The sequence below is a fragment of the Pseudomonas sp. Ag1 genome (assembly GCF_000278565.1).
In the GTDB taxonomy this organism is placed as follows: Bacteria; Pseudomonadota; Gammaproteobacteria; order Pseudomonadales; family Pseudomonadaceae; genus Aquipseudomonas.
This window is the reverse complement of sequence record NZ_AKVH01000105.1, coordinates 118901-145831: the sequence shown is the minus strand read 5'-3', so window position 1 is coordinate 145831 and position 26931 is coordinate 118901. Positions and strand designations below refer to the sequence as shown.

Below are 26931 nucleotides of genomic sequence, written 5' to 3'. Positions count from 1 at the left end.
ACTCACTTCCTTACAGGTCGCCGAAGAAGCGCTTCACGCCTTCGAACCAGCCGGTGGTTTTTGGCGAATGAGTGTCATCGCCGGCCAGGGAGCTGCGGAACTCTTCCAGCAGTTCGCGCTGACGACGCCCCAGGTTCACCGGCGTCTCTACCGCCACACGGCACATCAGGTCACCAGCACCGCCACCGCGCACCGGGGCAACGCCTTTGCCACGGATACGGAACTGCTTGCCGGTCTGCGTACCCTCAGGGATCTTCAGCTTGACCCGACCGTCCAGCGTCGGAATCTCAAGCTCGCCACCCAGGGCCGCATCGACAAAGCTGATCGGCACTTCACAGAACAAATGCTTGCCGTCGCGCTGGAAGATCGAGTGCTCGCGCACATTGATCACCACGTACAGGTCGCCCGTCGGGCCGCCCTGAGTGCCCGCCTCGCCTTCGCCCGACAGACGAATGCGGTCGCCGGTATCAACACCCGCCGGCACTTTCACCGAGAGGGTCTTGTACTCTTCGACACGCCCTTCGCCGTGGCACGAGTCGCACGGATCGGAAATGATCTTGCCCTGGCCGTGGCAGCGCGGGCAGGTTTGCTGCACCGAGAAGAAGCCTTGCTGCATGCGTACCTGGCCGATACCGCCGCAAGTCGGGCAAGTGATCGGCGAGGAGCCTTTCTTGGCGCCCGAACCGTCGCACGGCTTGCAATTGACCAGCGTCGGAACACGGATATTGACGCTGGTGCCGCGCACCGCTTCTTCCAGGTTCAGCTCCAGGGTGTAGCGCAGGTCGCTTCCACGCTGGGCACCGCCACGTTGGCCACCGCGGCCGCCGCCAAAGAAGTCGCTGAACACGTCGCCGAAAATATCGGAGAAGTTCTGCCCGCCGAAACCGGCACCGCCGCCACCCATGCTTGGGTCGACACCGGCATGGCCATACTGGTCGTAAGCGGCGCGCTTGTTCGGATCACACAGGCATTCGTAGGCCTCATTGGCCTCTTTGAACAGCTCTTCGGATTCTTTGCTATCCGGATTACGGTCCGGGTGGTGCTTCATCGCCAGGCGACGGTAAGCCTTTTTCAGGTCCGCCTCGCTGGAGCCACGCTCCACACCCAACACTTCGTAATAGTCACGCTTTGCCATAAGTCTTTGCACTCTTAAGGACGTCCGGCAAAACCCTCCTGAGCCTTGCCAAACTCGTTGAGCCCCAATACAGGCCCGGACCCAACTCACGTCAATTCAACGATCCTGGTCGTTACTGCTTTCAACCGGAAACCGGCCAAAAACGCGGTGACTGTCGTCCGGAAAGCAGGAGCATTCCCGATCACACCGCCAGCATCCGAGCGTTGTCGCATGCTGTAAAAATTCGCGTACCCCAGACACGCCAACGCGGGAGCAAGCTCCCGCGCGGCGACATCCTACCAGTCACCGCTTGTGAGCGGTCAACCGGGCGACCAAGTTACTTCTGGTCTTTGACTTCTTCGAACTCGGCATCGACAACATCGTCGTGCTTGGCTTCAGGTTCTGCCTGGTGTGCAGCACCATCAGCCGGCTGGCCTTGTTCGGCGTACATTTTCTGAGCCACTGGCGCAGAGACTTTCGACAGCTCTTCAACCTTGGCTTCGATAGCAGCCTTGTCGTCGCCTTTAACGGCGGCTTCCAGGGCAACTACTGCGGCTTCGATTGCAGTTTTCTCTTCGGCAGTCACTTTGTCGCCAGCATCAGCGATCATTTTGCGAGTCGAGTGAACCAGTGCATCACCCTGGTTACGGGCAGCGGCCAGCTCTTCGAACTTGCGGTCTTCGTCAGCATTGGCTTCAGCGTCACGGATCATCTGCTGGATTTCTTCCTCGGACAGACCCGAGTTAGCCTTGATCACGATCGACTGAGTCTTGCCGGTGGCCTTGTCTTTGGCGCCTACGTGCAGAATGCCGTTGGCGTCGATGTCGAAGGTCACTTCAATTTGTGGCACGCCACGTGGTGCTGGTGGAATCTCGGCCAGGTCGAACTTGCCCAGGGACTTGTTCTGACCGGCTTGCTTACGCTCACCTTGCAGCACGTGAATGGTCACGGCGCCCTGGTTGTCGTCGGCAGTCGAGAACACTTGCGATTTCTTGGTAGGAATCGTGGTGTTTTTCTCGATCAGCGCAGTCATCACGCCGCCCATGGTTTCGATACCCAGGGTCAGCGGGCTTACGTCCAGCAGCAGAACGTCTTTCACGTCGCCGGCCAATACCGCGCCCTGGATGGCAGCACCCATGGCAACTGCTTCGTCCGGGTTCACGTCTTTACGCGCTTCTTTACCGAAGAACTCGGTAACCAGCTTCTGAACCAGTGGCATACGGGTCTGACCGCCCACCAGGATCACGTCGTTGATCGCGCCAACGTCGATACCCGAGTCTTTCAGCGCAATGCGGCAAGGCTCGATGGTGCGTTGAACCAGGTCTTCTACCAGCGCTTCCAGCTTGGCGCGGGAGATTTTCACGTTCAAGTGCTTAGGACCGGTAGCGTCTGCAGTGATGTACGGCAGGTTCACGTCGGTCGAATTGCTCGAAGACAGTTCGATCTTGGCTTTCTCAGCGGCTTCTTTCAGGCGCTGCATGGCCAGCGGGTCACCCTTGAGGTTCATGCCGCTTTCTTTCTTGAATTCGTCAACGAGGTAGTCGATCAGACGAATGTCAAAGTCTTCACCGCCCAGGAACGTGTCACCGTTGGTGGCCAACACTTCGAACTGGTGCTCGCCATCGACTTCAGCGATTTCGATCACGGAAACGTCGAAGGTACCGCCACCCAGGTCGTAAACGATCACAGTGTGGTCGCCCTTGGCCTTGTCCATACCGTAGGCCAGAGCGGCCGCGGTTGGTTCGTTGATGATACGTTTCACGTCCAGACCAGCAATACGGCCGGCGTCTTTGGTCGCCTGGCGCTGGCTGTCGTTGAAGTAGGCCGGAACGGTGATCACCGCTTCAGTCACGGCTTCACCGAGGTAGTCTTCGGCGGTTTTCTTCATCTTTTTCAAGATTTCAGCCGAGATTTGTGGCGGCGACATTTTCTGGCCGTTCACTTCAACCCAGGCGTCACCGTTGTCAGCCTTGGCGATTTTGTACGGGACCATCTTGATGTCTTTCTGTACGACTTCTTCGTCGAACTTACGACCGATCAGACGCTTCACCGCGTACAGGGTGTTATGCGGATTGGTCACAGCTTGACGCTTGGCGGACTGGCCCACCAGGATTTCGCCGTCGTTGGCATAAGCCACGATGGACGGAGTGGTGCGTGCGCCTTCGGCGTTTTCAATAACTTTGGATACGCCGTTTTCCAGCACGGAGACGCAGGAGTTGGTAGTCCCCAGGTCGATACCGATAATTTTGCCCATGATTTACTCTCCCGAAACTTAGATTTTTTTGCCGCAGCAGTGGTGGCTAACTGCGGCAGTACTTAAACGCTTGACTTATAGATGGGGCCGTTACGACTTATTTCAAGCCTGCTCATCAATAGAAGGTGCAACCGGTGCAGGAGCCTTGCTCACCACAACCATTGCCGGGCGCAGCAAGCGACCGTTGAGCTGGTAACCCTTCTGGAACACCTTCAATACGCTGTTCGGCTCAAGATCAGCGTTTTCCTGCATCGCCATTGCCTGGTGATGCTCGGCATTGAACGGCTCGCCGCCTTGCGGATCGATGGCTTCCAGCTGATAACGCTTCAGGGTGTCCTGGAACATTTTCAGGGTCAGTTCGATCCCTTCGCGCATTGGGCGGATGTTTTCGTCGTCCGGGTTGGACAGCTCAAGGCCACGCTCCAGGCTGTCGATGATCGGCAACAGATCACCGGCAAATTTTTCCAGGGCGAATTTGTGAGCTTTTTCTACATCCTGCTCGGCGCGGCGGCGGACGTTCTGCAGATCGGCGGCAACACGCAACGATTGATCCTGTGCGCCTGCCAATTGCTCTTCGAGCACTTGCACACGAGCGGCCAGGTCTTCACCTGCGGCCTGGTTGGCGTCTGGATTTTGCGTATCCTGCGTCTGTTCGTCAGCCATAGATTTCTCCTTTCAAAATCATGCGCGAACTCGACTCGCGCTTCTGTTCCGGTATATGGGGCCACAATTTTCAGGTTCAAGGGTCGAGGCGTTACCAAAAGTCTTTCACTTGTCCTGGATCAATTCTTATCAATCATTCCCTGTTGCGCTTAAAAAGCCAGCTATTCAAGCAAATCGGACTAAGCATCAGGATTGTCACCTCCAAACAAAACACTGTATAAATAACCAGACCTAAAGCCTGGGAGCGGCCGTCATGCTGGTGCACCTGTCCGTACATAACTACGCCATCGTTGAACATCTGGATCTTGAACTGGATCGCGGGATGAGCGTAATCACAGGCGAAACCGGCGCCGGCAAGTCGATCATGCTCGACGCCCTGGGCCTGACCCTGGGTGATCGCGCCGACAGCGGGGTGGTACGCCCGGGTGCCGACAAGGCCGATATCCTCGCCACCTTTGACCTGGCCGATATCCCGGAAGCCGAGGCCTGGCTTGCCGAGCGCGACCTTAACAATGAAGGCCCGTGCATCCTGCGCCGGGTGATCACGGCCGAAGGGCGCTCCCGCGGCTATATAAATGGCACGCCCTGCCCGCTCGGCGATTTGAAAGCCCTGGGCGAACTGCTGATCGATATCCACAGCCAGCATGAACACCAGTCCCTGCTGAAAACCGACACCCATCGCCGACTCCTCGACGAGTACGCCGGCGCCACGGACCTGGCGCGCCAAGTGCAACTGGCCGCGCAACGCTGGCGCCAGACCCGCCAGGAGCTGGAGCGCCTCTCCAACTCCGGCGACGAGCAGCGCGCCCGTCACCAGTTGCTCAGCTACCAACTGGAAGAACTGGAAAGCCTGGGGCTCGGCGAGACGGAACTGGAGCAACTGGAACAGGAACACAAGAACCTGACCAACGCCGAAACCCTGCTGGGTATCTGTCGGCAAGTAGTGGAGCAGTGCAGCGAAAGTGACTCCGGCAATGTGCTCAACGCCCTGACTGCCAGCCTGAACCGGCTATCCAGCGTGAATAACGCATCAGGCTCGCTGAACGAAGCCACCACCTTGCTGACCAGCGCGCAAATCCAGGTAGAAGAAGCCGTGGGCGAGCTGAACCGCTTCCTCGATCACTTCGATGCCGACCCAGCCCGCCTGCAGGATATAGAAGAGCGCCTGGACACCATCTACACCCTGGCGCGCAAACACCGGATCCAGCCGACCGAAGTCGCAACCATGCAGCAAAAGCTGCTGGATGAAATTGAAACCCTGAACGCCAACGACGAATCCATCGAGCGACTGGGTGAAGAGCTGGCGTCCTTTGCTCGTCATTATCACGAGAAAGCCCGAGAGCTCAGCGACCTGCGCCATCAGGCAGCGACCGGCCTGGCCAGTGCGGTAGAGCAGGAAATTCAGCGCCTGGGCATGCCCGGCGGGCGCTTCACCATCGAGCTGCACACCAACACCAGCAATGAACTGCTGCCCAACGGCCTTGAACAGGTAGAGCTGCTGGTCAGCGCGAACCCGGGCCAGCCACTCAAGGCACTGGCAAAGGTAGCTTCCGGCGGCGAGCTGTCGCGGATCAGCCTGGCGATTCAGGTGATCACCGCCCAGACCTCTCGCGTGCCAACACTGGTATTCGATGAAGTGGACGTAGGGATCGGCGGCCCGACTGCCGAGATCGTGGGCCAGTTGCTGCGCCGGCTGGGCGATCGCGGCCAGGTACTGACCGTCACCCACTTGCCACAAGTAGCCGCCCAAGGGCATCAGCACTTGTTCGTGCACAAGGTGCGCGGCAGCGATGCGACCCATACCGCCGTGTCCAAGCTGAACAAGACCGAACGGGTAGAAGAAGTGGCGCGGATGCTCGGCGGCATCGACTTGACCAAGGAGTCCTTGGCTCACGCGAAGAAAATGGTGGTAACCGCGAAGGCCTGAAGCCTGGCTTACTGAGTATTTTCTTTCTATAGAAAGCACGAAGGCGACCCTAGGGTCGCCTTCGATCGTTTCGCAGAGCGAATCTGCGTAGCTTTCTTACTTTTTCTTACGTATGTAGAGAACCAGATTGTGGTCCACCAAATCGAATCCATGCTGCTCAGCGATCATGTGCTGGAGCTTCTCGATTTCCGGACTGGTGAACTCGATAACCTCATTGGTATCCAGGTCAACCATGTGGTCGTGATGACCGCCGTCGGCCAGTTCGAACACTGCATGACCGCCGTCGAAATTATGACGAACCACCAGTCCTGCTGCTTCAAACTGGGTCAGAACACGGTAAACCGTGGCCAGGCCGACGTCCTCGTTAGACTCCATCAGCGCCTTGTATACATCCTCGGCACTCATGTGGCGCTGCTCAGCAGAATCGAGCATTTGTAGAATCTTGACTCGTGGCAGAGTCACTTTAAGACCGGCTTTGCGTAGTTCGCTATTTTCAACCATGGTTAGCTTTCTCGCGGATGCTGCTTCGCAGCTTCTCTTAATACGGGTATGATCGGCGTTTACGTTGTCCCAGCCAAGATAGTGGAAGTCGCCCACCGATGCAAAACACCAAGCTCTTGCTAACCAGTTTCACCTTTGTGGGACTGCTCGCACTCGCCGGTTGTTCATTCCCCGGGGTTTACAAAATCGACATCCAGCAGGGCAATGTCGTCACGCAGGACATGATAGACCAGTTACGCCCGGGAATGACCCGACGGCAAGTACGGTTTATCATGGGCAATCCCCTGCTGACCGACACATTCCATGCCGATCGCTGGGATTATCTCTATAGCATCCAACCTGGTGGCGGTGAACGCCAGCAGGAGCGAGTCAGTGTCATCTTCAATGGCAATGACCAGCTCGTCAGCCTGTCGGGGGACTTCAAACCGGGCGTAAGCCGCGATGAAGCCTTGCTGGGCAAGGACAACGGCACCACCGCTCCTGCGCCCGCGCAGAACGAGGAGAAGCCGAAGTCCGAAGTACCGGCCAAGCCTGGCTCGTTGTTGGACGAGATCCAGAAAGGCGTCGACGGCGTGCAAACCGTTCCGGTGCCAACTCCAGAACCTCTGGACGCCAGCCCGCAGTAAGTTTGTAACGCTCGATAAAAAGCCCGGCATGCCGGGCTTTTTGTTGTCTGCCGTTTCTCAAGCTATGAATTCTGCTGTTTTGCCTTGGCAGCCTTCGCCGCACGCAAGCGACGTATCTCCATCGGATCTGCCAGCAATGGCCGATAGATCTCGATTCGGTCTCCAGCCTGCACACAACGAACATCCGCGTCCGCAACCACCTTGCCGAAAATCCCCAAAGGGCAATTCTCCAAATTCAGCTCCGGGAATTGCGCGGCCATTCCAGAACCCTGCACCGCCGCCCTGAGGCTTGAACCCGGCGCTACTGCCAGGCTCATCAACACCTGGCGATCCACCGCGGCGTACACCACCTCGATTTCAACCAATGGCTCAGCCATGCATTTGCTTGGCGCGCTGGCAAAACGCGTCCACCAGAGTATTCGCCGCCTGATTGAACAGTGGCCCCAGGGTGGCACGCACGATAGGGCCGGCATAGTCGAACGACAGGTCCAGGCTGATCTTGCAGGCTTTCTCGTTCAACGCCTTGAACACCCACACACCGTGCAACTGAGTGAACGGACCTTCTTCGAGATTCATCTCGATGGACTGCCCGGGCACCAGCGTGTTGCGCGTGACAAAGTGCTGGCTCAAGCCGCCCTTTGCCACCCCCACGCTGGCAACCATGTGCTCATCACTGCTCTCCAACACCTCGGCAGTCGAACACCAAGGCAGGAACTCCGGGTAACGCGCCACGTCGTTGACCAGGTCATAGAGCGCCTGTGCCGGATAAGGCAACAGGGCCGAACGTTGAATATGCGTCGTCATGTGAGCGTTATTTCCACAGCTGAGCGGCAAACATCGCGAAAGGACAACAGGATTCGCGAAAGAAAAAAATCAAAAACCAGCCTGCATTGTCCGGGATTCATTCAACACGCTCAAGCACGCAGGTTGACCGTAGCCGACGCGCTCGCAACTCCCTATAATGCCGCCCCTATGGCTAAACAAAAGAAACACCCAACAGGGACCATCGCGCAAAATAAAAAGGCGCGACACGATTACTTCATCGAACATCGTTTCGAGGCTGGTCTGGTCCTGGCCGGCTGGGAAGTAAAAAGTCTGCGTGCCAGCAAGCTGCAGCTGGTCGACAGTTATGTGCTGCTCAAAGACGGCGAGGCATGGCTGCTCGGCAGTCATATCACGCCGCTGATGACCGCGAGCACCCACGTGATCGCCGACCCGGTGCGCACGCGCAAGTTGTTGCTCAATGCCCGCGAGCTGGAAAAACTCCACGCCGCTGTGCAGCAAAAGGGCTACGCTTGTGTCTGCCTGTCGTGGTACTGGAGCAAGCACCTGGTCAAGTGCGAGATCGCACTGGGCAAGGGCAAAAAGGAATACGACAAGCGTGATACCGAGCGCGAGCGCGATTCCAACCGGGAATTGCAGCGTGCCGTGCGCAACAAGGGCAAGGAAGACTGACTTTCTTGTGACTTGATGTGGATGACGGAGCCCGCTCCCTCATCCACAGCATTTGCTACATCCCTTTGCGCCGTTCCGCCCGGGCCATGCGCTGAACCTCCTGCCGCACTTCCTCCAGCACTTCCTGCACATACAGCAGGTGACGTGTTGATACTTCCCGTGCCTGCTCGGCACGCCCCTCGATAATCGCCAGGTACAGGTCCCGATGCTGATTGATCAGCATGTCGCGGGTCTCCGTACGCTGCTGGTACATGCCACCAATGTTGGTCACCACGTTGCGCTTGAGCAGGTCGAACAGGCCGCGAATGGTGTGCAGCAATACCGCGTTATGGCTGGCCTCGGCGATGGCCAAGTGAAACCTCGCATCCGCCGCCCCCTCTTCCGCCCGACTCACTTCATCCGACCGCGTGTAGCAATCCTGCAACTCCTCGAACGCCGCAGTCAGTCGCTCGCGGTCCACCTCAGTGGCACGCAACGCTGCGTAATACGCGCACGAGGCCTCCAGGGTCTGGCGAAACTCCAGAAGATCACGCTGAGCCTCCGGATTATTTTCCAGCAGATGCAGCAGCGGATCACTGAAGGTTGAACCCAGCGACTCCACCACATAATTGCCACCACCCTGGCGACTGATCAGCAAACCTTTTGCCACCAGCTTCTGGATCGCCTCACGCAACGACGGACGCGACACCCCGAACTGCTCGGCCAGTGCGCGCTCGGCCGGCAAGCGCTCGCCCGACTTCAGCGTGCCCTCAAGGATCATGCCCTCAAGCTGCTCGACGATGTCGTCAGACAAACGGCGCTGACGCACCTGATCAAACCCCATAGCTCACTCTCCACCATCCCGACCACTCGCCGGGGCCCCTATTCTGGCCTATCGCCGCGTATCCGGCACCTATCAGAACGCCCTCGTTTAAGCCAATCAGCCCCCACCAACCCCGACCTACGACCAAAGATTCACAAGCGGCAAATTGACACATCCCCCAGAAGGCTTTTAACCTAGCCAACGGTGATTGTAAATTGGTAATACCAATTACCCAAATCATCCAAGCAGTGCCTGACCAACAACAATTAGGGGCCACCCCATATGCAAACCTGGCAACAGCTCTACAGCCCGCTCGGCAGCCTCGGCCTGTCCGCACTGGCCGCCGTCATTCCCATCGTATTTTTCTTCCTGGCCCTGGCGGTGTTTCGCCTCAAAGGCCACGTTGCGGGCAGCATCACCCTGGCACTGTCGATCCTGGTGGCGATATTTGCCTTCCAGATGCCGGTCGACATGGCGCTCGCCGCCGCCGGTTATGGCTTCGCCTACGGCCTGTGGCCAATCGCCTGGATCATCGTCGCCGCCGTATTCCTGTACAAACTGACGGTCAAGAGCGGCCAGTTCGAAATCATCCGCAGCTCCGTGCTGTCGATTACCGACGACCAGCGCCTGCAAGTGCTGCTGATCGGCTTCTGCTTCGGCGCGTTCCTGGAAGGCGCCGCCGGTTTCGGCGCACCGGTGGCGATTACTGCCGCACTGCTGGTAGGCCTGGGTTTCAACCCGCTGTATGCCGCCGGCCTGTGCCTGATTGCCAACACCGCCCCCGTTGCGTTCGGCGCACTGGGGATTCCGATCATCGTGGCCGGGCAGGTGACCGGGATCGACGCGTTCAAGATCGGCGCCATGGCCGGTCGCCAGTTGCCGCTGCTGTCACTGTTCGTGCCGTTCTGGCTGGTGTTCATGATGGACGGCCTGCGCGGCGTCAAGGAAACCTGGCCAGCCGCACTGGTTGCAGGCCTGAGCTTCGCCGTTACCCAGTTCTTCACCTCGAACTACATCGGCCCGGAACTGCCGGACATCACCTCGGCCCTGGCCAGCCTGATTTCCCTGACCCTGTTCCTGAAAGTCTGGCAGCCCAAGCGCAGTGCCGGCGCGCAAATCGCTGGCGCAACGTCCGGCACTGCCGTCACTGCCAGCGCCGGTGGCTTTGGCCTGCCTCGCAACACCCTGGCTTCGCCTTACAGCCTGGGGGAAATTTTCAAGGCCTGGTCGCCGTTCCTGATCCTGACCGTGCTGGTCACCATCTGGACCCTCAAGCCCTTCAAGGCGATGTTCACCGCCGGCGGCGCGATGTACAGCTCGGTGTTCAACTTTGCGATCCCGCACCTGGATCAACTGGTGATCAAGGTTGCGCCCATCGTTGCCACCCCGACAGCCATCCCGGCGGTATTCAAGCTTGATCCGATTTCCGCCACCGGCACGGCGATTTTCTTCTCCGCCCTGGTATCGATGCTGGTGCTGAAGATTGATTTCAAAACTGGTCTGACCACCTTGAAAGAAACCTTTTATGAGCTGCGCTGGCCGATCCTTTCCATCGGCATGGTGCTGGCCTTTGCCTTCGTCACCAACTATTCGGGCATGTCATCAACCATGGCCCTGGTGCTGGCGGCTACCGGCGCGGCATTCCCGTTCTTCTCGCCATTCCTTGGCTGGCTCGGGGTATTCCTGACGGGTTCTGATACTTCATCCAACGCCCTGTTCAGCTCGCTGCAAGCCACCACCGCGCACCAGATCGGCGTCAACGACACCTTGCTGGTAGCGGCGAACACCAGCGGCGGCGTGACCGGCAAGATGATCTCGCCGCAGTCGATTGCCGTGGCATGCGCCGCGACTGGCCTGGTGGGCAAGGAATCCGACCTGTTCCGCTTTACCCTCAAGCACAGCCTGTTTTTCGCGACGATCGTCGGGCTGATCACCTTGGCCCAGGCTTACTGGTTCACCGGTATGCTGGTGCACTAAGACCTGCACGCGATAGGGTAAGAACCGACGCCGGGCAGCGATTCCGGCGTCTGCTATTTCTGGAGGACCGATGAGCCTGCCTGCTGCTTTTCTGAGCGACGCCGCACAACTGATCCCGAAAGATCGTCGTTTCGACGATCCACTTTCCACCCTCGCCTTCGGCACCGACGCCAGCTTTTACCGACTGATCCCACAACTGGTGATCCGTGTCGAGTCGGAAGATGAGGTGGTGGCGCTGCTGCAACTGGCCCAACGCGATCGCGTGCCGGTGACCTTTCGTGCGGCGGGCACCAGCCTTTCCGGACAGGCCATCAGCGACTCGGTACTGATCGTGCTGGGGGACAATTGGAACGGGCGCGAGATTCGCGGCCAGGGCACACAAATCCGCTTGCAGCCCGGCGTGATCGGGGCGCAAGCCAACGCCTGGCTGGCGCCATTCGGGCGCAAAATCGGTCCGGATCCGGCGTCGATCAATGCCTGCAAAATTGGCGGCATCGTCGCCAACAATGCCAGCGGCATGTGCTGCGGCACGGCCCAGAACACCTACCACACCTTGGCGGGCATTCGCTTGGTACTGGCCGACGGCAGCCGCCTGGACACGGAAGATCCGGCCAGTGTTGCGGCCTTTCGCCAACGTCACGGCGACCTGCTTGAACGCCTGGCAAACCTGGGTCGCGAAACCCGGGCAAATGCTGAACTGGCTGCAAAAATCCGCCACAAATACCGTCTGAAAAATACCACCGGCTTGTCACTCAACGCCCTGGTGGATTTCGACGAGCCACTGGATATCCTCAGCCACCTGCTGGTGGGTTCCGAAGGTACGTTGGGCTTTATCAGCGCAGTGACCTACGACACGGTGATCGACCACCCGAACAAAGCCTCGGCCCTGATCGTGTTCCCGGATGTGGAAACCTGCTGCAACGCGGTGACCGTACTCAAAACCCAACCTGTTTCAGCGGTTGAACTACTGGACCGCCGCAGCATGCGTTCGGTGCAGGACAAACCCGGCATGCCGGCTTTCGTACAGCAGCTATCGGAAAATGCCTGCGCCCTGCTGATCGAATCCCGCGCCGCCTCGCCCTCGCTGCTGCATGAGCAACTGGCGCTGATCATGGCTTCCCTGGCCAGCTTCCCGGTGGAGAAACAAGTCGACTTCACTCAAGACCCGGTAGAAAACGCCCGGCTGTGGGCGATCCGCAAAGACACCTTCCCCGCCGTAGGCGCCGTGCGTAAAACCGGCACCACCGTGATTATCGAAGACGTGACCTTCCCGGTGGAACAACTGGCAATTGGCGTTAATCGCCTGATCGAGCTGTTCGACAAACATCACTACGACGAAGCGATCCTTTTCGGACACGCCCTGGAAGGCAATCTGCACTTTGTGTTCACCCAAGGCTTCAACAGCGCGCAAGAAGTCGCACGCTACCAGGCGTTCATGGAAGACGTCGCCCAGTTGGTGGCCGTGGAGTTTGGCGGCTCGCTGAAGGCCGAGCACGGTACCGGTCGCAACATGGCGCCCTTTGTCGAGCTGGAATGGGGCAGCGATGCCTACCAATTGATGTGGCAGCTCAAGCGCCTGCTCGACCCCAATGGCATTCTCAACCCGGACGTGGTGCTCAGCGAAGACCCGCAAATCCACCTCAAGCACCTCAAGCCCCTGCCTGCCGCCGACAAGCTTGTGGATAAGTGCATCGAGTGCGGCTTCTGCGAACCTGTATGCCCGTCGAGAGGACTGACCCTGAGCCCGCGCCAGCGCATTGTGATCTGGCGCGATATCCAGGCCAGGAAACGCGCCGGTATCGACACCACTGAACTGGAAGCGGCGTATCAATACCAGGGCATCGATACCTGCGCGGCCACCGGGCTTTGCGCCCAACGCTGCCCGGTAGGCATCAATACCGGCGACCTGGTGAAAAAGCTGCGCAGCCGCGACGCCGACCGTACGAAAACCGCCGAATGGCTGTCGACGCACTTCGCCACCGCCTTGCAAGGTGCGCGCTTCACCCTGCACGTAGCCAACGGTGCGCGCATGCTGCTGGGCGCGCCGCGACTGGCGAAGCTCTCGGCCACGGTGACCCGCCTGTCCAAGGGGCAAATCCCCCAGTGGACCAACGCCATGCCGCAACCGGAAAAGGCCATTCGCTTCAGCCCCGCCGTGAGCGATGAGCGCCCCCGCGTGGTGTACCTCGCCGCCTGCGTATCACGCGCGATGGGCCCGGCAGCCGGCGACCACGAACAGATGTCGCTGTACGACAAAACCCGCGGCCTGCTGGAAAAAGCCGGTTACCAGGTAGTCTTTCCCGACAATCAGGACAACCTCTGCTGCGGCCAACCATTCGCATCCAAGGGCTACGCCGAACAAGCCGAACACAAACGCCAGGAACTGATCGGCGCCCTGCTCCACGCCAGCCGGGGCGGCCTCGACCCGATCTACTGCGACACCAGCCCGTGCACCCTGCGCCTGGTCCAGGACCTGGCCGAAACCCGTCTCGACCTCTACGACCCGGTACGCTTTATCCGCACGCACCTGATGGACCGCCTCGACTTCACCCCCCAGGAAGCCCCGATCGCCGTGCACGTCACCTGCAGCACCCAACACCTGGGAGAGAGCCAGGCGCTGATCGACTTGGCCAGGCGTTGCAGCAAAAACGTGGTGATCCCTGAAGGCATTCATTGTTGTGGTTTTGCCGGCGACAAAGGCTTCACCACGCCAGAACTGAATGCCCACTCGCTACGCAGCCTGAAGGACGCGGTGCAGTATTGCAGCGAAGGCATCTCCACCAGCCGTACGTGTGAGATTGGTCTGACGCAACACGGTGGAATTGATTACCACGGCCTGGTCTACCTCGTGGACCGAGTAACCCAGGCGCGGGCCCATTAGAGCCGCCCCTTTTTGGTGCCAAACCTAATGATTTCGGGGTTTTTCGACTAATCCAGCGACAAAACAGAACCCCTGCGCGCCGGCGTAGTCATCTGCATAGGCCTCGACAAACGAGGCTCATCAGTGACCTCGCTGGCTGCACGGAAAACCGGCAGCATCGAGCCCTATTTGCACAAGGAGATACCCATGAAGCGTTCCGCTCTTGCTGGTTTGTTCATTACCGCTGCGATGCTGGCCTCCCCCGCGTTTGCGGCCGGAACAAAAGACGATCTGTGCCAAATCAACCTGGACAAAATCAACAACGGTAAAGCGTTGCTCGCCACCGACACCAGCGGCAAATCTGGCGAAATCGACACCGCCGTTTCCCAAGCCAAGGCAGCCCATGCGGCAGGCGATGACAAGAAATGCATCGAGATCACCTCCAAGGCCCTGCAAAGCCTGCAAGACTCGGACAAAGGCGGCAATCAGTAACTCGCTGATTGCCCGAGGCCAACCTTCGGGTTGGCCTTCTGTGACCGATTGACGTACACTGCACAGGCTTGTCACTCACTAAGAAACAACGAGTTACAAGCACGGGGCCGTTTAGGATTCGACGCCGGTTGCGAAACTTTAGGTGCATGCCGAGTTGGTAACAGAACTCGTAAATCCACTGTTGCAACTTCTTATAGTTGCCAATGACGAAACCTACGGGGAATACGCTCTCGCTGCGTAAGCAGCCTTAGCCCTTCCCTCCTGGTACCTTCGGGTCCAGCAATCATCAGGGGATGTCTGTAAACCCAAAGTGATTGTCATATAGAACAGAATCGCCGTGCAGTACGTTGTGGACGAAGCGGCTAAAACTTACACAACTCGCCCAAAGCACCCTGCCCTTCGGGTCGCTGAGGGTTAACTTAATAGAAACGGCTACGCATGTAGTACCGACAGCGGAGTACTGGCGGACGGGGGTTCAAATCCCCCCGGCTCCACCAAATAATCATCTAAAGACGTCCGAGGGCGTCTTTTTTTGTGCCTAAAATCCAGTAAATACAGGGCCTTAGCGTCTATTAGCGTCCACAGACGTCCGTCAGAATCTACGCCTTCTTGTATTCCACATGGTATTCCAAGCCCTTCAGTGGTAGTTTTTGGAATACCGAACGATGTCATGGAATACCTCATGTGCGCCCAAGCCACCCGACTCTCTGATCGCCAACTCAAAGCGGTAAAACCGAAAGACAAGGATTACGTCCTAAGCGATGGGGACGGCCTTCAGCTTCGAGTGAGAGTCAACGGCTCGACGCTCTGGAACTTCAACTACCGGCAGCCGGTCACCAAGAATCGTATCAATATGGGGTTGGGCACCTACCCAGAGCTCTCCCTCGCGCAAGCCAGGAAGAAGACAGTCGATGCTAGAGAATTGCTCGCTCAGGGCATCGACCCGAAAGAACATCGTACCGCGCTGGAGCAGACAAAAAGGCAGGCAACCGAGCACACATTCGAGAATGTGGCGTCTGCCTGGTTTGAACTCAAAAAGGATTCCGTCACTCAGGCTTATGCCGAGGACATCTGGCGCTCGCTCACACTGCATGTCTTTCCAGCACTAGGAACAACACCTATCTCGCAGTGCAATGCCCCGATGGTCATCCAGTTGCTGCGCCCTTTGGAAACCAAAGGCAGTTTGGAGACAGTGAAGCGACTGACCCAACGACTCAACGAGATCATGACCTACGGTGTGAATTCGGGAATGATCTTTGCCAATCCACTCAGTGGTATCCGGGCGGTTTTCAAAAAACCGAAAAAGCAAAACATGGCTGCCCTCCACCCAGAAGAGCTGCCAGAGCTAATGGTCGCCATCGCCAATGCGAGCATAAAAAGAACAACACGTTGCCTGATCGAATGGCAGCTCCACACCATGACCCGTCCTGCGGAAGCCGCCACGACTTCCTGGGCTGACATCGACCTCAACAAGAAAATCTGGACGATTCCAGCGGAGCGCATGAAGAAGCGACGCGCTCATGTCATTCCGCTGACCGAGCACGCGCTTGCCCTGCTACAGACGATCAAACCCTACAGCGGCCATCGGGAGTTTGTGTTCCCAGCAGATAGAGATCCACGAACTCACTGCAACAGCCAGACGGCCAATATGGCCTTGAAACGTATGGGCTTTGAAGGTCGATTGGTGAGCCATGGAATGCGTTCCATGGCCAGCACCATCCTGAACGAACAGGGATGGGACCCAGAGCTGATCGAGGTAGCACTTGCGCATGTGGACAAAGACGAGGTGCGTAGCGCCTACAATCGTGCGGATTACATTGAGAGACGACGCCCAATGATGACCTGGTGGAGCGAGCACATTCATCATGCGGCTACTGGTAGTTTGTCGATCTCAGCCGTTCAGGGAACAAGAGGCCTCAAACTAACATCGACCCGTTAACATCCACCGCAACAATCTCCATTTATAAATTCGAAAAATCGGAGAAAGAAGAATTTCTTGATACGCACGGCTAAATTGTTGCCGGGCGAAGCCTCCCCTATCTGGCCCCGTCAATCTCGACATCGAAAGCAGCTACCAGGTCGATATTGCTTCGACAGGGATTACAACGACCAAATTGCTAAAAACCACAGGCGGCAGGGTGACCCCAATAAACAAAATCAAGATTGCCTATCAATACAACTTTTACCCCGACGCGGTGGAGCTGTCTCGGTCTGGATCGCGTTCGGTTTCGTTGGATAATGACAGCATCGGGAGAATCTAACCGGCCTGCCACAGCCCATCCGCGCGAGCACCAGCCCTGCAAGATCAAACGGCTCTTACTTCCGTGAGCGTGCCCAAAGCGGAGGAACCGGAATGAGAGACAAGTCGAGCAAGCGCCCCTGCATTAACTCAGGGACGCACTAGCTGCACCTATACCTCTTCCATATATTCCACGGCAGGTCTACTTCGTAGGTACTTGCAGATCGAAGCGAAATCGATGCCCCGCTGCTTAAGTACATCAGCAGCTTCCGCCTGCCACACCAAATCGCCTTGCTCATAAAAGCTTGCGCGAAGCTCCCGCACCGTCTGCAAGGCGTGCTCTGCAAACCTGCGGAAATCGCTGAGCTCCCAATACAGTAGCCCATCGGCGTGAACCACTGCGGCCTGGCGGATTTTCCGCGCCGGAGTCACCAGTACAGTCAGGAAGTCGCAGCCCCTGGACTCCTCGACATTCAATCTCATCCAATCTGGATGGGAGGTTGCCTGCCGTGCTTTGTTTACAGCAAGCGTACCATCCGTAGTGTCGACGTAATCTTCAAAAACAATGCACTGCGAGTCGGAAATCCACCAAGGATCAGGCGAGCCATCTGATTCGATTTTTCCTGCACTGAACCCGAGCAAGCCTCCCAAGTCTTTTTGCGCCAGCTCGAAAGTATCAGGGTGTTGAAGCCCTTCAAGGATCAACTTTTCTTTCTTTGCGAATTCACGGTCATGAGTTGCTCCAAGGCGGGTCAGTTCAGCACCTACACGCTCAACCTGACGCTGCAGCGCGATGTCATCGGCCTGAGCCGTTACAGCGTCGTTGACCTCTCGGCGAGCAAAGGCGGTGAGCCAGGTGATGTTGGGAGCGCATTTGTGGGCATCCCGGAAGTACTGCCTGGCCTTTGCGGCGAGCGAAGGAATGCCGCTTTGCGCACCGAGGTGACAAGCCGAGCCCGCCAGGTAGTTCCAGAGTGCGCGGTAGCCTCTGAGCTCCGGTGCAGTGAGAACACCTAGTACACGCTCAGCAAAACTAACCGCACTTTCATAGTTATGGTGCCAAAGGGCTGTCTGATAGTCGATTTCCCATCCCACCGCCTGGTGCAACTCTTCAATCGCAGGTAGGAATTTCTGCTGGGCGCGTTTACGTTCTTCGACGATCTGGTTATTGGCTTGCTCCCAGTCCAGATCGTTCTTCAAAAACATCTCAAAATTTTCGATCAGATCGGCCAATGTGGCGTCTTTGGACTGCAAGGCACCGAAGGAAATCTCGGCTTGAAGCTCAGGATGGAAGAAGGGCCTGCGCCGAACGTCGGCCAGATAGTCGGGTAATTCCTCCCCCGACACCACGACGGCGGAATAGTCTTCCAGTGATCGTGTGCAGCGGCCGATTGCCTGAACGACACGGGTCTGAATTCGCTCGTTATAAAGCGCATTAGCTCCCATCCGAGTCATTAGGAATCGTTCCTGAGAATTCACTGCTTTCGGCAGGCCCTCAATAAACAGCAGTCGACATTCGTCGCCAGCGAAATCTATCCCGTCATACCGGTTTGCCACGACGGCCACTGCGTGATCGCAGTTAATGAAATCCGCCTTGGACTCCTCGATATCACTTGCGTGATAGACGGGATACTTCAATAAAGTATCAACCTGTTCTGCGATGGCGTCCTCTGCCCGGTCACTGGGTACCAAGACAACGCTGCGCCCTGCGCGCTTCATTAGCTCAGTTCGCAGGACGGTTGTTTCGTCCGTTGTAAGAGACATTTCGGGAAAAATGAAGAAACGGCGCCCGACCCCTTGTGTATCCCATCCTGCAGGAGCTGGTAGCCGTTTTATCGCCTTGCGACCAGTCAATCGCTCTAGGTCACCGCCCGTACCCAAGGTGGCGGACATATAGATCCGTTGCTTTGCGGCCCCAAACGCTGGGTGAGAGAACGTCGGAGGGAGAAGAGGGCGTATCAGGATCTCCTGAGACGATAGATACACATGACATGCATCGATGTGGTCACGCAGTAGCGACCATGGATACTTCAGATCGCAGCCAGCGGTGTGTGTATCCAATATTTCAACCAACTGAGGGCTGAGCAAAGCAAGCGTTGGAGTAGCGAGCTTATCTACCCAAGTACGATCCACAACATCCTCCCAGACTCCGCGTAGACGGGACAAATCTGTCGGTGTCAGATATGGCGTGAGCGCGTTAGCCAAGGCCTGATGCAGTGCACCGTGATTTGGGTCGAGGCGACTAATGCGTAATGTCCAGTGCGAAGCGATGTAGTTCTCGCTGGCATGGGCGTCATCGACAAGAATGATGTCAGCATCGTTGAAATACGGGTTGGTGTTGAAGAGGCCAGAGTAGGTCGTAATCGCGATTTTTTCTGCCTGCTGGTAATCAGCCTTTGCGGCAGGAGAATACTCGCGCTGCTTGCCTACGAAAGTGGCAACGGAGAGCCCGTATTTGTCGTTCGCCTGCTCTGCCACTTGGTGAACCAACTGCCTAGTAGGGCACAGGTAGACCACACGCTCTTTGTATTTCCTTCGACGCCACTCCGCGATCAGCAGCCCCACAAGAGTCTTCCCACTTCCCGTCGGTAGCTGCAGCGCGACGTCAGAATGATCAAGGGCCGAGGCTGCATAGGCCTGCATCATCTCAGCCTGATGGGGCAACACATCTGGGAACTTGCGTCGTGTAAGCTCACGGAACAGCTTGTCTGGTGTCTCCGGCACTGACCCTCCGGTCGGCGGCGTCTTGAAAGCCATATTTTCCAATCCTTTTAGTTGATCCCCAATGGTATTTACTACCGACGAACAGACCAGACAGTTGATTGCGTCATCTGTATGACGGGTAGGCACTTTATCTCAGGGTTTGAGCAGCGGCTCAAGCTTGCTCGCAATGCGCTCGCCCTCCGCAATATGTGGTCACGTACGACTTCGGCAAAGTTGCACGATCCTTCATGTCCACCATCTATGCCCCATGGCGGAGTAACTCCTAGTCCAAAGAATGTCGAAACCTAGGCCTTGGCCGACAAAATTCGGTATTCGAGACTGACTCCTCGCCCGCCCGCGTGGGCCATCGGGCGACATCAATCGTATCTTTGATTGCTACCGTGGGACCTGGGCCGCCCAGCACGCCTTGAATCACCCATTCACTCATCGAAAACCTCCAGCGCTGTCAGTAGTCAGAGAACGACGTTAGCGATATGTGATGGTTGCCATCAATGGCATGCACAGTGGTTGTCGTTGCGTTTTATGCAACAACACGACGTGAGTTGATGATAATTACGCGCGGTGCCAGCTAAATAATCACATTCGTGTGAAATTAGACATTACCGTGAAATTGAACGCTTATGACATTCACATTGGCGACGTCACTCTTTAGCTGCTTGGCTAAGGGCGTTGGCCTTGCTCGTTCATGCTGCTGGCGAAAAATTGGCCAAGCGTTCAACTGCTTTTGCTCATTTTTGACTAGGAGCCTTGGGGCGTGGAAGTTATGGCCAGACCTTGGTCCTCTTAGTCAGTCATGAACCCGAGGACCGGATTTTCCACTTTCAAACTCATGCATCGGCTTGTCAGGACTGCCAGATCAAGATTTATGAGCCATCAAAAACAGCCTTCTGTTTCAACATGGCCAACAAGCGTTCAGCCGCAACTGACAGTTGCCGCCCCGACCGGACCATCAGGTGCGCCTCAGCACTTTCGAATACTTCGCTGCGGGTCCTAAGCGCTACAAGCGTACCTTCCGCGATTTCATTGGCCACCGCATGCGAGGACAGAAAAGTCACTCCTAGGTGGGCTTTTACATAGCTCTTGAGGGTGGCGATTGAGTTGGTGACCAGATTGGATTCGAATTGAATGCGATCGTGGTATTGCGCCAGCTTGACCAAATTGCTTAAGCCAAAGCCGTTGGACATTAAGCCCACCGGGTAGGGGCAAACATCACCCAATGCCAGCGGCTGCTTCTTCTCGGTAAGGGGATGGCCGGGCCAGGTGATGACGCACATTGGCTGTTTGCGCACCATGACCGTACGCACAGCGGGATCAATTGGCGGACGGTATGCCAGACCGATATGAGCCTGGTCACTTGCCAGCATCCGTACTGTATCGACGGCATTGGCAAACTCCAAAGTAACGACCAGCTTGGGGTGTTGCTGGCAGAAGTCTCGAAGCACCCAGCGGACTAATTCCTCGCGGAAACCTTCACCCGCGACAATGTGAATCTCGCCTCTTTCCAGCCCCTTGAGTTCAGAAATCCGAGTCAGCAGCAATGCTTCGCTTGAACGCCGCTCACGACAGTGGTTGATCACCAGTTTGGCTGCTTCCGTGGGGACGATGCCCCTGCCGTGACGCTGTAGGAGTTGCACCCCCAACTCGCTCTCTAACTGGTGAATTTGCCGGCTGACCACCGAGGGTTCGATATTCAGGCGATCCGCTGCGCCTCGAATCGAGCCGGTTTCTGCAACCGCTGAAAAATAGTGAAGGCGTCTCTCATTAAGGCCAATTTTCTGCAATTTTGGGAGCTCCCATCTGTTGCCTTTAAGGCAACGCTCATCAGCAACTATAGCTATTGTTTGAAGTTTCTCCCCTCTCCATAATTCCTGTCAACCGAGCGATGCCAAGCTCCTTTAATCGACACAATAAAAATAACTACGGAATTTGTGAGGACTTCACCATGGCTCAAGCAGAACTATTGATCACACCAATCCCCCCCGATGAAGCCCTACGCAAGGTTTATCGCAAAATCAGTTGGCGCCTATTGCCCTTTCTGCTGTTGTGCTATGCCCTCGCCTATTTGGATCGGGTCAATATCAGTTACGCCAAGATTGCAATGCAGCAAGAATTTGGCCTAACCGATGCAGTGTATGGATTGGCGGCAGGGATTTTCTTTATCGGTTATGTAATGTTCGAAGTTCCGAGCAATCTCTGGCTGGCACGTGTAGGAATACGTAAGACACTCAGTCGCATCATGGTGTTGTGGGGGGTGGCTTCAACTTCGATGCTGTTTGTCCATGACAGCACTACATTTTATGTCCTGCGGTTTTTTCTAGGGGTGTTTGAGGCTGGATTTGCTCCAGGCATGATCCTCTATCTGACGTTCTGGTTTTCAGGCAAGCGTCGCGCTCAAGTAATGGCGTGCGTCCTGTTGGCAGGTCCAGTATCGAACGTCATCGGTGGACCATTGTCGACCTGGATCATGGGGGCTCTCGCCGACCTTCATGGTTTGGCGGGATGGCAGTGGATGTTCATTCTTGAAGGGGCGCCTTGCATTCTTTTGGGTATAACGGCGTTTTTCTTTTTGAGTGACTCACCGGACCAGGCCAAATGGCTGAGTGGAGAAGAAAAACGGTTGCTGGCGAATGATCTGGAGCAAGTACAGGCGTCAAAGCAACATACTTTCGCTGCAGCTTTGAAGGATTGGCGAATTTACCTGATGGCCCTCATTTACTTCTGTCTGATCTGCGGTCTGTATACCGTCAGTTTCTGGTTGCCTAGCATACTGCGGGACGCTGGCGTAAAGGATATTTTCGAAATCGGCCTCTATTCAATGATCCCTTACAGCGTCGCCATTCTCGCGATGCTGATCAATGCTCGGAGTTCCGATCGCTTGGGCGAACGCCGTTGGCATGGCGCTGTGCCCGCCTTTCTGGGGGCGGTAGGTTTAGTGCTGACCGGTTTCAGTTCCAGCAACCTAACGTTGGCGCTGTGCAGTATTACCCTCGCAACTCTATCCACTTACGCGGCCTATGCCGTGTTCTGGGCTGTGCCCTCTAGCTACCTCAAAGGTACTGCCGCCGCCGGGGGCATAGCCCTGATCAACAGCATCGGTGCCTTTGGTGGTTTTGTTAGTCCATCCATCATCGGAGCCTTGAAGACCTTCACCGGTTCGTTCGCTGCGGGGATGGCCGTAATGGCCGTCCTTTTAGTGATCGGCGGTCTTTGCACGTTGACGTTGCGTTTACCGACCCAGGCTCAGCCGTAAGAGCCGGGGATGCGTCCCAACTGACAGCACTTCTGCACTACCTTATTCACCGCTAGGAATTCACTGTGATGAAGACTGAACCTCACTACTGCAACGTCGATGATCTACGCCCTCGTGCTGAGGAACTGACACGTATTCGCCGTCATATTCACCAGCATCCAGAAATGGCCTACGAGGAGTTTCAAACCGCCAAACTCGTTGCAGAGAGCTTACGGGCCTGGGGGTTCAGCGTAACCGAAGGCGTTGGGGAGACCGGCGTGGTAGGCAGCCTGACGGTAGGCACCGGCAAGAGCATTGGCATACGAGCGGACATGGATGCTCTGCCATTGACCGAGCAGACCGGCTTGCCTTACGCCAGTGTCTATCAGGGAAAGATGCATGCCTGCGGCCACGACGGCCATACCACCATGCTGCTTGGGGCGGCTGAATATCTGGCGCGCACACGAAACTTCTGCGGAACGGTGCACCTCTATTTTCAACCCGCCGAGGAGAAGGGCTTCGATAGCGGCGCGCAACGCATGGTAAATGATGGCTTGTTCGAACGTTTTCCCTGTGATGCCGTATTCGGAATGCACAACCATCCGGGCGAGGCTCCAGGCACCTTCTTATTTAGAAGCGGACCGTTCATGTCGGCCAGCGACAAGGTCGCGATTACTATTAATGGTCTCGGAGGGCATGCGGCTCGCCCACATCTTACAGTGGACCCGGTGGTGGTAGCGTCCAGCATTGTCATGTCACTTCAGACCATTGTTGCGCGCAATATCAACCCTGTCGAACCCGCCGTAGTAACGGTCGGTCTGCTTCAGGCGGGTGTTGCTAATAATGTGATTTCTAACAGTGCTTACCTTGAGCTGAGCATCCGCTCGTTCAGCAAGCTGGTACGTAGTCAACTGAAAGAGCGCATCGAAGCACTGATCCATGCCCAGGCAAACAGTTATGGAGCAACGGCCACAATCGACTATATGGCGGGTTACCCGGTGATCGACAACAACCGAGCGCAAACCGAATTTGCTCTGCAAGTAGCACGGGAACTAGTGGGTGATGAGCATGTGATTGCTCATGCCGATCAGCTTATGTCCAGCGAGGACTTCGCTTACATGCTTGAGCAGCGGCCAGGTTGTTTTTTACGCTTGGGCAATGGCGTTGGAGAAGATGGTTGTATGGTTCATAACCCGGCCTACGATTTTAATGACAAAAACTTGCCAATCGGCGCTGCCTATTGGGCGCGCTTGGTCGAGCGGTATCTAAGCTAAATAAAAAATCAGGCCTACCGTAATGCTGGGCTCGTTTTTTTCTGCCTAGGTAATAGAAACCTCTTTGATCACGCCGTATTCGTCCGGCTAGATCACTTGGCCGGACGAAGGCTGTTGCCTCAGAAGGGGTGGTATAAAGGCCACTCTTCTTGGTCTGCAGAACCAACCAATTACTCTGTCAGGCTGACCCGGTGAATCGTACCCGGCCTCCGTTTAGCATAGTGGGTCACTCCGTCATGGCGTTCTGCGCGGCTGCGAAGACATCGCGTGCGGTCGTTGTCCCCGCTACGTGCTCCGTGCCGTCCACACCGAGGTCCATCCATCCCGCATTCACGGCCTCGTACATTTCTTCGGCAGGTCCGGTGCGGTCCTTCGGGATACCGAATTGCTCTAACGCTTGCGCCCACCCTGCACGTGGGATTGCCAAGGCTTTCACGTCGAGATTCAGGAATTCGCCCAATTGCGCCACGACTTCATCCGCAGTGACCATAGAACCCATCTCAATGAAACGCTGCCCTGACCACGCTGGCCCGGTCAAAAGGGTTGCGAACTGCGCGCCGATGTCGTCCGTCGCGACCATGGTTGATTTTCGATTTGTCGGATTATAGAAGACCGGTAACGTTCCGCTCTGCGCGACCTGCAAGCCGAAAAGAAAATTCTCGAAGAATCCGCCAGCGCGCACAAATGCGATTGGCGATATCAGGTCGCGAAAACCTTGCTCCAGAAGCGACAAGGCCATGATCACCCCGTGTCCAGTCGTTCTGTCCGCCCCCATTGACGAAAGCGCCACCACTCGCGGCGGCGCTGCCTTGGCGAGCGCCTCGACATAACTTGCAATCACGCCCTTTGCTTCTTTGTAATCAGGCGACGGCGCCCAGACAGGAGGCAACATGACGAAGGCGCCTTCGACGCCCTTGAGCGCTTGCTCGATGGCTGCCGAATCATTCCAGTCGCCGTCAACCAGTTCCACGCCCTGGTTCGCCCAGTCAACCGCCTTCTCGCGGTCGCGGACCAGAGCGCGCACCTTCTTGCCTTGCGCTAGCAAATGCCTTGCCGTCGCGCCGCCTACATTTCCCGTGATTCCCATTACTAAGAACATGCTTTTTCTCCTGAGTTTGAGGCACAGAGCACTACCCGAATTGTTCAACGGATGAGCGGTAAAATGGCTCGGATTTGGGCAACACGCAGATAGAGACCACCCCAAGTCATCGCTCCCAGAAGCAGAGAAATAATTTCCGGTGGCGATCCCAACTCACCGATGCGGACGTGAGCACAGATCGCGCCTCCCAAAAAGCCCGTCACCAGGATCGCGCCGAGGACAGCGGTGACAGGAATGACATAAAGGATGGCGCAGCCAAGGATGATCGGACCCACAACATGGGTCAGATCCATTGAGAACCCGGTTTCCTGCAATATGCTCGCGATGTGTGCGGGCGCGAAAAGCTGAATAGTGCCGTCTGCCATCAGAGCGATAACGACAAACCCGCTCATTATCCAGCCAGCCCATAGGGCGCGATGCAGGATCACAGCTTTATATACCTGATGCAGCTTCATGGTTTCGGACACTTTTTTCGAGGGGAGTCTCATTTCCGAAGGTACTGTGTCTCTCAAATATGATAAACACAGCCAAAGTGAACGCACTGCTCTTTTAAAATAGAACAATACAAAGGCGTGAAAAATGCAAAACCTCGACCCCCTCCTCATATTCATAACGGTAGCCGAGATGGGGAGCTTCACTCGGGCGGCCGATAGCTTGGGCATCCAAAAAGGAAGGGCTTCCGCGGCGGTCCGCAAGCTGGAAGACGATGTCGGGGTCAGGCTTCTGCATCGAACGACACGTATCGTTCAGTTGACGGAGGACGGACGCGCATTTCACTCCCGTGCCCGCGATCTGCTTGCTGAAGTCGATGGCCTACACTCAATGTTTGCTAGCGACCATATGGCACTTCGCGGGCGTTTACGGGTCGATCTTCCGACCGAGGTAGCGCGCACAACGATCGTGCCGGCTTTGCCAGATTTCATGGCGGCTCACCCTGGGTTGGAGTTGGAAATATCGAGTACGGATCGACAGGTCGATCTGGTTCAAGAGGGGTTCGACTGTGTATTGCGGCTTGGCCCCATCAGAGACGAAACGCTGATTGCCCGCCCCATAGGCCTGTTGCGCATGGTCAACGCTGGCAGTCCCGCTTATCTGGCGCGCTATGGCATCCCTCGCTCGCTAGAAGATCTGCAGCGTCAGGAACATCGGACAATTCATTTTTCTACGATGCTGGGCGCAAGGCCTTACGGATGGGAATATCCGGACGGCGACAGCTACGCGACGCTTCAGTTGCCAGGTACGCTGCACGTCAACAGCTCGCAAACCTATGATGCCGCTGCTCTCGCCGGTCTTGGCTTGATTCAGGCGCCACTCTTGGGGATTGGCCAATACTTCAAGAGCGGAGCACTTGTGGAGATCATGCCCGACTTTCGTCGCCGGGCGCTCCCCGTGTCCCTCGTCGTAGCGCATCGAAGCAATCTTTCGCGCCGAGTGCTCACCTTCATGAAGTGGATCGAAGGGGTGCTGACGCCGTACCTGGAACGGGAAGACTGAATCGCCCCTCATCTAATAGACATAAGACTGCTTCGGGTTAATTCTGTTGAAAAAGTCGGTTCGCCCAAACAGTCTGGTCATTGACTGGTTAAAGCGCCTTTTTTGCCCACTGCTACGTGAAATCCGAGTCCGGAAGCCTCTGCCGAAAGTAAAGATTTCAATCTCAGGCGCATACTTTTCTGCTGCGGAAACCATGGTCGA

At 56.6% G+C, this 26931-nt stretch carries 21 protein-coding genes and 1 other RNA gene; 11 read left to right on the top strand and 11 right to left on the bottom strand.

The annotated features are described in order from the left end of the window. Positions 1-10: 10 nt before the first annotated feature. From dnaJ to grpE, 3 genes are all read right to left on the bottom strand, one after another. Positions 11-1135 (bottom strand): molecular chaperone DnaJ, encoded by a 1125-nt coding sequence (dnaJ, locus tag A462_RS10790; protein WP_003212219.1) that lies wholly within the window; start codon positions 1133-1135, stop codon positions 11-13. 316 nt (positions 1136-1451) lie between these two features. Further along, positions 1452-3368 carry a molecular chaperone DnaK gene (dnaK, locus tag A462_RS10795; protein ID WP_003212222.1) on the bottom strand — a complete coding sequence of 639 codons (1917 nt, stop codon included), beginning with the start codon at positions 3366-3368 and terminating at the stop codon, positions 1452-1454. A gap of 102 nt (positions 3369-3470) precedes the next feature. Further along, complete coding sequence (grpE, locus tag A462_RS10800; protein ID WP_003212224.1) at positions 3471-4031, bottom strand: nucleotide exchange factor GrpE; 561 nt, start codon at positions 4029-4031, stop codon at positions 3471-3473. Positions 4032-4284: 253 nt separating this feature from the next. Between grpE and recN the strand changes: the two genes are divergently transcribed. Then, on the top strand, positions 4285-5958 hold the full coding sequence (gene recN / locus A462_RS10805; RefSeq protein WP_008436836.1) for a DNA repair protein RecN: 1674 nt from the start codon (positions 4285-4287) through the stop codon (positions 5956-5958). A 96-nt stretch (positions 5959-6054) separates the two neighbouring features. Here the strand turns inward: recN and fur are convergent, their stop codons facing one another. Further along, positions 6055-6459: a ferric iron uptake transcriptional regulator gene (gene fur / locus A462_RS10810; RefSeq protein WP_003212228.1), complete on the bottom strand. Its 405-nt coding sequence runs from the start codon at positions 6457-6459 to the stop codon at positions 6055-6057. Between the two features lie 98 nt (positions 6460-6557). Here fur and A462_RS10815 point away from each other — a divergent pair, with 98 nt between their 5' ends. Next, positions 6558-7085, top strand: a complete 528-nt coding sequence (locus A462_RS10815) for an outer membrane protein assembly factor BamE (RefSeq protein ID WP_003212232.1) — start codon at positions 6558-6560, stop codon at positions 7083-7085. A 62-nt stretch (positions 7086-7147) separates the two neighbouring features. On the opposite strand, the gene A462_RS10820 is transcribed toward A462_RS10815, so the two are convergent. Next, positions 7148-7462: an RnfH family protein gene (locus tag A462_RS10820; protein WP_008436835.1), complete on the bottom strand. Its 315-nt coding sequence runs from the start codon at positions 7460-7462 to the stop codon at positions 7148-7150. After that, a complete protein-coding gene (locus tag A462_RS10825) occupies positions 7455-7889 on the bottom strand; it encodes a type II toxin-antitoxin system RatA family toxin (RefSeq protein WP_003212236.1) in 435 nt (144 codons plus the stop codon). The genes A462_RS10820 and A462_RS10825 overlap by 8 nt, the downstream gene beginning before the upstream one ends. A 168-nt stretch (positions 7890-8057) precedes the next feature. On the opposite strand from A462_RS10825, the gene smpB reads away from it, so the two are divergent. Further along, positions 8058-8540, top strand: a complete 483-nt coding sequence (smpB, locus tag A462_RS10830) for an SsrA-binding protein SmpB (RefSeq protein ID WP_003212238.1) — start codon at positions 8058-8060, stop codon at positions 8538-8540. A gap of 55 nt (positions 8541-8595) precedes the next feature. Here smpB and A462_RS10835 read toward each other — a convergent pair whose 3' ends face one another. Next, a complete protein-coding gene (locus tag A462_RS10835; protein WP_003212240.1) occupies positions 8596-9363 on the bottom strand; it encodes an FCD domain-containing protein in 768 nt (255 codons plus the stop codon). A 261-nt stretch (positions 9364-9624) separates the two neighbouring features. On the opposite strand from A462_RS10835, the gene A462_RS10840 reads away from it, so the two are divergent. The 5 genes from A462_RS10840 (at position 9625) to A462_RS10855 (ending at position 16610) form a co-directional block, all read left to right on the top strand. Beyond that, positions 9625-11319, top strand: a complete 1695-nt coding sequence (locus A462_RS10840; protein ID WP_008436827.1) for a lactate permease LctP family transporter — start codon at positions 9625-9627, stop codon at positions 11317-11319. A gap of 70 nt (positions 11320-11389) precedes the next feature. Further along, positions 11390-14200 carry an FAD-binding and (Fe-S)-binding domain-containing protein gene (locus tag A462_RS10845; RefSeq protein ID WP_008436826.1) on the top strand — a complete coding sequence of 937 codons (2811 nt, stop codon included), beginning with the start codon at positions 11390-11392 and terminating at the stop codon, positions 14198-14200. Between the two features lie 186 nt (positions 14201-14386). Beyond that, complete coding sequence (locus A462_RS10850; RefSeq protein ID WP_008436825.1) at positions 14387-14671, top strand: hypothetical protein; 285 nt, start codon at positions 14387-14389, stop codon at positions 14669-14671. 103 nt (positions 14672-14774) lie between these two features. Continuing rightward, positions 14775-15168, top strand: a transfer-messenger RNA (tmRNA) gene (ssrA, locus tag A462_RS33560). 185 nt (positions 15169-15353) lie between these two features. Continuing rightward, positions 15354-16610, top strand: coding sequence for an integrase domain-containing protein (locus A462_RS10855; protein WP_008436824.1), 1257 nt, complete (start codon positions 15354-15356; stop codon positions 16608-16610). Between the two features lie 471 nt (positions 16611-17081). On the opposite strand, the gene A462_RS10860 is transcribed toward A462_RS10855, so the two are convergent. Together A462_RS10860 and A462_RS10865 are read right to left on the bottom strand one after the other, a co-directional pair. Next, on the bottom strand, positions 17082-19667 hold the full coding sequence (locus tag A462_RS10860) for a DEAD/DEAH box helicase (RefSeq protein WP_008436823.1): 2586 nt from the start codon (positions 19665-19667) through the stop codon (positions 17082-17084). An 830-nt stretch (positions 19668-20497) separates the two neighbouring features. Continuing rightward, positions 20498-21415: a LysR family transcriptional regulator gene (locus tag A462_RS10865; protein WP_008436822.1), complete on the bottom strand. Its 918-nt coding sequence runs from the start codon at positions 21413-21415 to the stop codon at positions 20498-20500. 161 nt (positions 21416-21576) lie between these two features. Here A462_RS10865 and A462_RS10870 point away from each other — a divergent pair, with 161 nt between their 5' ends. Together A462_RS10870 and A462_RS10875 are read left to right on the top strand one after the other, a co-directional pair. Next, a complete protein-coding gene (locus tag A462_RS10870; RefSeq protein ID WP_008436820.1) occupies positions 21577-22884 on the top strand; it encodes an MFS transporter in 1308 nt (435 codons plus the stop codon). Between the two features lie 68 nt (positions 22885-22952). Further along, positions 22953-24137, top strand: a complete 1185-nt coding sequence (locus A462_RS10875) for a M20 aminoacylase family protein (RefSeq protein WP_008436817.1) — start codon at positions 22953-22955, stop codon at positions 24135-24137. A 226-nt stretch (positions 24138-24363) separates the two neighbouring features. Here the strand turns inward: A462_RS10875 and A462_RS10880 are convergent, their stop codons facing one another. Further along, positions 24364-25236: an NmrA family NAD(P)-binding protein gene (locus tag A462_RS10880; RefSeq protein WP_008436807.1), complete on the bottom strand. Its 873-nt coding sequence runs from the start codon at positions 25234-25236 to the stop codon at positions 24364-24366. Between the two features lie 44 nt (positions 25237-25280). Next, the gene (locus tag A462_RS10885; RefSeq protein WP_008436806.1) at positions 25281-25691 is read right to left on the bottom strand and encodes a DoxX family protein; all 411 of its coding nucleotides are present in this window, start codon (positions 25689-25691) and stop codon (positions 25281-25283) included. A gap of 124 nt (positions 25692-25815) precedes the next feature. On the opposite strand from A462_RS10885, the gene A462_RS10890 reads away from it, so the two are divergent. Then, complete coding sequence (locus tag A462_RS10890; protein WP_008436805.1) at positions 25816-26730, top strand: LysR family transcriptional regulator; 915 nt, start codon at positions 25816-25818, stop codon at positions 26728-26730. The last annotated feature ends 201 nt before the right edge of the window (positions 26731-26931 follow it).